General features: G+C 26.2%; 4 protein-coding genes. 2 read left to right on the forward strand and 2 right to left on the reverse strand.

All coding sequences use genetic code 11. From position 1 onward, the window contains the following. Positions 1–995 (forward strand): hypothetical protein (locus AJN70_RS09190; RefSeq protein WP_261670040.1); only part of this gene is annotated, 995 nt, incomplete at its 5' end. A 3-nt stretch (positions 996–998) separates the two neighbouring features. Here AJN70_RS09190 and AJN70_RS09195 read toward each other — a convergent pair. Together AJN70_RS09195 and tssM are read right to left on the reverse strand one after the other, a co-directional pair. Further along, positions 999–1,898 (reverse strand): FHA domain-containing protein, encoded by a 900-nt coding sequence (locus AJN70_RS09195; protein WP_044779682.1) that lies wholly within the window; start codon positions 1,896–1,898, stop codon positions 999–1,001. After that, entirely contained in the window at positions 1,895–5,422 is a 3,528-nt protein-coding gene (gene tssM, locus AJN70_RS09200) for a type VI secretion system membrane subunit TssM (protein WP_070276497.1), read from the reverse strand. The genes AJN70_RS09195 and tssM overlap by 4 nt, the downstream gene beginning before the upstream one ends. A gap of 133 nt (positions 5,423–5,555) precedes the next feature. Between tssM and AJN70_RS09205 the strand changes: the two genes are divergently transcribed. Beyond that, a complete protein-coding gene (locus AJN70_RS09205) occupies positions 5,556–6,071 on the forward strand; it encodes an Hcp family type VI secretion system effector (RefSeq protein ID WP_044779685.1) in 516 nt (171 codons plus the stop codon). Positions 6,072–6,577: the final 506 nt, after the last annotated feature.

Consider the following 6,577-nt stretch of genomic DNA (forward strand, 5'->3'; position numbering starts at 1 on the left):
AAGGAGCTATAGCTCCTTGGACTAAAGCAGAAAAAGCTTATTATAAATCTTTAAAAACTAAAAGAGAAAGATATAAATATTTATCAATAAGAAGTGGATTAAGATCTGTGGTTATAGATATACCCTATGATGCTTATGCTAATGTAGATGAAAAAGGATATTTAATCAATGAAGAATACGCCTATATTTATGATGAAGTAAGTTCTCATCGTGGAACATTAAAATCTTATTCTTTCTTTAATGAATGGGAATTGTCTGCTTTACTTTTGGGAAATATTAAAGCTAGTCCCACAGCTGCCGTAGGATTTAAAGCAAGACAACAACAAGCATTGTTTTTACAAGCTCAACTTGGAGATAAAAATGCTTTTAAAAGTTTAGGTTTAGCAGTATTGTGTTCTAATTCTTTTCTTACAGGGCAACATTGGAATAAGCTTAGAGCAAAAATGATTTATGATTTACACGATTATCATTATGAGAGTTTATTAGATGAATTTGGTATGCTTCCTTTTTTAGATGAGATTATAGGAGCAGATTGGACGATTGATTTAAATAAATATGATTTTGCCTATGATGAAGAAGGCAGGATCATTTGGGCTTTATATGATGATATTGAAAAAGGCAAATTAAAAGATCCAAGAGATATAGATTCTACTCCTGAAAGTAGAAATAAATTTGATGATGCTATGGATGGATACGAAAATGGAATGGTAACAAGATTCGATGTAGATATTAGAAACGAAAGAGATGAAAGATCTGCTAAACTGACTATGGATACCCTAGTATTAAGCGCCAAATTAGCAGCCCTCACTCCTCCTCAAGGCTATCCTAATGCCCCTTATTATTTTACACCTGAAAGATTAGAATGGATTTATAAAAGAGGATATTTAGACAAACTCCTTGACCCAAGAATTCCTGCTATTTATAGATATAATTTTCCGCAAGAACTTCGAGCTAAGATAAGAGCTTATGCTAAAGAGCATAATATAAAAGAGTAAAAATCACTCAAAATCTTTAATATACTTTTCCAATGCTTTGATGGTAAGATTTTCAAAAAGAATCTTATCTTCTTTAATATTATTTTGTATGGCAGCTTCAATATATTTAATAAACATATTTTCTTCCATTTCTTCAAATATTGGAGTATATAATTCTTTTGCGATTAGGCTAAGGGCTAAAATATTGATCAATCTTGTGGATTTGATTAAGGGTATATTATTAATAATACTTTCAAAATCTTTAATGTTGATAGGAGAATAATCATTATTTAATTTAGAGTTTTGTTGTTTTGTTTTAATATCTTTTAAATTTTTTACCAAACTTTTTAAAACATTTTCATATTCTAATGAATTTGGATTTTTTTGAATTATTTCTTTTAAAAAGCTATCATCTGCCTTTTCTTCTTCGATAAATTTATAATCATTATTTTCTAAAATCTCTTTCAACTCTTTATTTTTGTCAAAATTTATACTTGTTTTTCCTCTAGGCTTAATTTCAATTTCATCAAAATGATTGCGTTTTTCAATATCTTCTAAGTATTTTTTATTTTCTTTAATGCTTGCTTCAATGCTTTTTGCATCCACAAATCTAAATTCTAAATTACCGATTTTAAAAATATCGCCTATACTGATTATTATTTCATAGCCACTTGGCATTCTAGAAAAGGACTTATTATAATAAATGTCAGAATCTTCAAAAGCCGCAATTGTAAAAGATCCTTCTTCATAAGATACTATGGCATGGGTATTTTTGATTTGTTCTAGTTTATCTTGAATACGAAAAGTGCAATCATCACCGCTTCCTATAGTTCCACCCTTTGTGTTAAATACAAATGTTTTAGAACCACTAATACATTCGTCATAATTCTCAATAGTAATTCCTATTTCTTCTTTTTCTATCATTGTTTATTTACCCCTGTAATATTTTCTACTATTTTAAGATTATTTAAAATATAAACTATATTATTTAATTCACTAGCACCGTTAATAATTTCAAAGTCAAAATATAAGTTTTTATTATTGTTAAATATAATGCTGTATATAGAATTACTTTTATTATCTTTTATAAACTTATACCATGCCCATTCTCCTTTATATGATTTTGTATAATTTAAATTAGGATTAGAGTAGTTATAGGCTGTAAAATTTAAACTTGTTCCATTATTGAATTTTTCTGCTACAATTTGTAGGGTTTGATTAAGAGTATGATCGTATTGGATATTTTTATTATCATAGCCAAGCTTTATAAAGGAAAAATCCGCACTTAAATCAAGGCTTTGAATAGTAAAATTAACTTTTATATTATCATTACCATTTAGTATGAGACTAGAGAGATTGCCTGCATTGGTGATAAAATCTAAAAATTCTTTAGAGAAATTTAATTTTGAAGCAAATTGAGAATTGACAGAATAGTTATTTTTTCTTTTTACCAAAACATTGTTCAAGTATTTTTTATAAAAACTATTTAATGTCCCATTTCTTCCAAAAAATGTTTTAAAACTATCCATACTAAGATCTGCTACACTCTCATCATTAAAAGGATAATATGGCGCAATATCATTAACAAATGGATTATACACTTCATTAATCCAAGCAGTATTAAATAAAGAAATACCATGATTTTCTATAAAATTCCACGAATAATTAGAAAGCTGACTATAATATCTCTCTAAATCATTAGGTAATTTTTTTATGTTCATTTGAAATACAGCAAAAGGATCATTGGCATCTTTATTGCCTCCAAGAGCATATGAAATTTTTTCTTCAGCGCTTTGGTTATTATTAGAACTAAAATCTATAATTTTATTGGACATATTTGCAATACTTGTATTAAGAATATCTAATATTTTTTCATCATCAGTGCCTTTGCCCACTTCTATATTACCAACACTCAAAAGTGTATTTTTGTTTACTAGCTTATGATATTGTGTGAAAGCATTGCTTACCCCAATAAAATTTGATCTAATTTCCCCAGCATTTAATCCTAAATTGTAGGCTTGAGTTAGTAAAACTGCATCATTTAAATTTGTATTAGAACTAACAATTTTTAACAAAGAATATAAAGGGTTTTCTTTTTTTGATAAGATATTAAGCTCATTAAGCATTGCCTCTTTGGTATTATACCTAACAGGTTGCAATGAAGCGAGTAGATTTTGCCAAGCATTTTGGTATTCACTTAAGTATAATTTTAAAATACCCATAGTCAAAGTGTTTTTATTTTCTTTAAAATTGTTATCTAGCATCCAAGATTCAATATTGATTGCGGTGTCAACTTGTTGATTTAAATCATTTAAAAAGTCCATCATACCAACTTTTGTATATATTTTATCTATAGAAGTTATTTGAGAATTATTTGAAAATACACTATTTGCAGCAAAACCTAAATCCTCTTTTATAAGATATTTTTCTTTAGGTTTATCGCTATTTAAAAAATTAAGAAGAATGTAAATTCTTTGAGTTCTACTTATACTCTCAAGTTTTCTTTTTCCTGTATGTATACTGTTTTCATCTTCTGTAAAAGATTTAAGATTAAATTGTTTAAGCTCATCCACCCCTTCTAGAAAGTCATCTTTAGAGATTGAATACTTACTTAAAGTATTCCAATTCTCGTTAATCCAAATTTTTAGTATTTCTTTATTAAAATATTTTTGTTTAAACAAAGATCTATACATATATAATGTTTTGATTAAATTTTCTTTATTTGTATCGGTAAGTAAAGTATATTCCATTTCTTTTAATAAAGTATTTTTTAACACATCTTCATTCAGTTTATAATAAAGTTGTTTAGCTTCTTTAAATCCTTTGTATGAGAGATTTAGATTTAAATATTGAAATATATTATTATCTTGCCAAAGTTCAGGATAAGTATTTAAAATATTTCTCAATTCAATTAAGAAGTCAGCTTTTTGTTTAATATTTAAATTTTGATAATCTTGATCTTTAAGAAGCAATTGTAAAGATCTTAAGGTATTTTGGCTTTTTTCGAATTCTTTATTGTTTTTACTTATAAAATAAGAAGATATAGCATATGTTCCAAAGCTTATGATTAAAATTATAATTAAAAAAGATAATTTTTTAGAATAAGATTTCATAGCGCTTAAAGAATAATCTGTAAAAATTAAATCTTCGAGCAGTGATTTAACAAAATAGCTTTGTTTATTATGTATAATATTGGATTTTGATAATACTTTTTTGCAGTTATATTTCTCACATATGGCATCGAGTAAGAAATTTCTAGGAATATTTTCTTGATAGGCGCTAACAAAATAAACTCCTCTAAGATAAGAATTATTTTTAAGCTTATTTTCTTCTTGTACTTCCAAAATAAAAGTCTTTGCTAATGCAAATAAATTATCAAATTGTTTTAAAAATAAGTAGCTTTTATTTTTATTTTCCATATTGTAAATATGGGAATTTTTACTCATTAAAGAGCATAATAATGAATCACTTAATTCTTTAAATTCATTATTTAAAAATTCTTCACTTAAGATTTTATCAAAAGATAATCCTAAAATTTTATCCGAAATTTTTTTATCGAAAATATCAAAATACTCTTTCATGCCTTCCATCAAGTCAAGTTTTGAAAAAACTATATAGATGGGCAACTTTAAATTCAAAGTTTTTTCACATTCGTTTACTCTTTTTGTTAGATATCTAATAAGATTTTTGGAATACTCCTTAGGATTATTTAAGAAAAGGACAGTATCAACAACTAAAATAATTCCATTTAGTTTGCTATGAAAAAAATTTTTATTGAGAAAAGTAAGGAATTTTTTCCATATATTTTTTTTAATTAAAAAATCTCTATTTTTATCTATATCATCTTCGGGTATTTCATCGCTACTTGTAGGCTTAAAAAATTCTTCTTGTGAAAAATAGTTTCCTTCTGTATCTAACAAAGCGCCTTTTTTTGATACATAAAGTGCAAAATTTCTAGTAGACTTATGGAATTTTTTATAAGACTCTAAACTATCGCTAAGTGGATATTCGATGTTAGAATAATTGATAAAAGTGCTTTTTCCAGCCCCTTCATTTCCTATGATGATAATTAAGGGTAAATTTTTTGTTTTTAAATCATTCTTCCATGTTTCTTTGGCATCTTTAAGAGATAAAAAGAAGTTTCTTTTAGATTTGTAAATAAACTCATCAGCTTCTTTTTTTAGGTCTTTAAATTTTAATCTTTTTTCACTTTTTAAAGAAGATATAAAATTTATAATAGGCTTTAATAAAAAAAATAAAAAAACAATAAGCCAAATTATCAAGATAATACTAAATCTTAAAAATGAGCTACTAAAAATATATATGTCGTTAAAAGCTATTAAAGGACCCCAAAACCAAAATAAAACACTAAAAAGAAAAATACAACAAAGTAAAAAAGCAGTTATAAATAATCTTGATTTTATAAAATCAAATATTTTTTTAAACATCGTTATTCCTTATTTAAAGTAAAAACAAATAAATATTAATATCAATATACAAATATTTTACAAAAATTTATATAGATTAAGATTAAAATGATACAATTTTGAATGTTAAAAAAAATTAAAGGAGGTTCTTTTTATGGCTGAACCAGCGTTTATAAGAATTGAAGGTTCCACACAAGGTTTGATTTCAAGTGGTGCATCTACTGAAGCGAGTATTGGCAATAGATATAAATCAGGTCATGAAGATGAAATCATGGCGCAAGAGGTATCTCATATCGTAACTGTACCCGTTGATCAGCAAAGTGGGCAACCTTCTGGACAAAGAGTTCATAAGCCCTTTTCTTTTACTTGCTCATTGAATAAGTCCGTGCCTTTGTTATATAATGCACTTACCAAAGGAGAAAGACTTCCAACAGTCGAAGTTCATTGGTTTAGAACTGCAGCAAGTGGCGGATCTGAACATTTTTTTACTACAAAATTGGAAGATGCAATTATTACAAATATTGAATTAATAATGCCAAATGCACAAGAGTCAAGTAATCATGATAAAACCGAGCTTTTAAAAGTTTCAATGAGTTATAGAAAAGTAGTTTGGGAACATACTGCTGCTGGAACTAGCGGAAGTGATGATTGGAGAGAAGGTAAAGCTTAATTATAATTATCTTAAAAAATCCCGACTAAAATGCGTAATTATAGTCGGGGTTATATCTTAAAAATATATTTTGTTTTCTTGGTTTTAATTACAAAACTACTTTCTAAATTATAATACTATTTATTCATACATGAAATCATTTATCTTAATGAGCAATTTTTGTCTTCTATGTTTGGATGCTAGCGAGCTAATCTTTATCAAACCACAAAATTACATCTTAATTTTAATAAAATAGAGAATCTAAGGAGATAACCCATGACATATATATTACTTCTTATTATAATTTCTACTATTCTTTCTTATCTTATATTAAAATTTATTTATAAAATCATCTTTAAATCTACAAAAAGCGTTTCAAAGTTTTTAGTCTTTCTTGGAAGTATAGGCTTAATTATCTTTTATTATACTCCTTATTCTTATTATTTAGAGCCTAGTTATTGGCAATTTAGGAATATGTGTAAGTTAAATGAACTTCCTAAAGTATAATAAGATTCTAGGGTATTTTG

The organism is Campylobacter sp. BCW_4341 (assembly GCF_001764255.1).
GTDB classification, from domain to species: Bacteria; Campylobacterota; Campylobacteria; order Campylobacterales; family Campylobacteraceae; genus Campylobacter_D; species Campylobacter_D jejuni.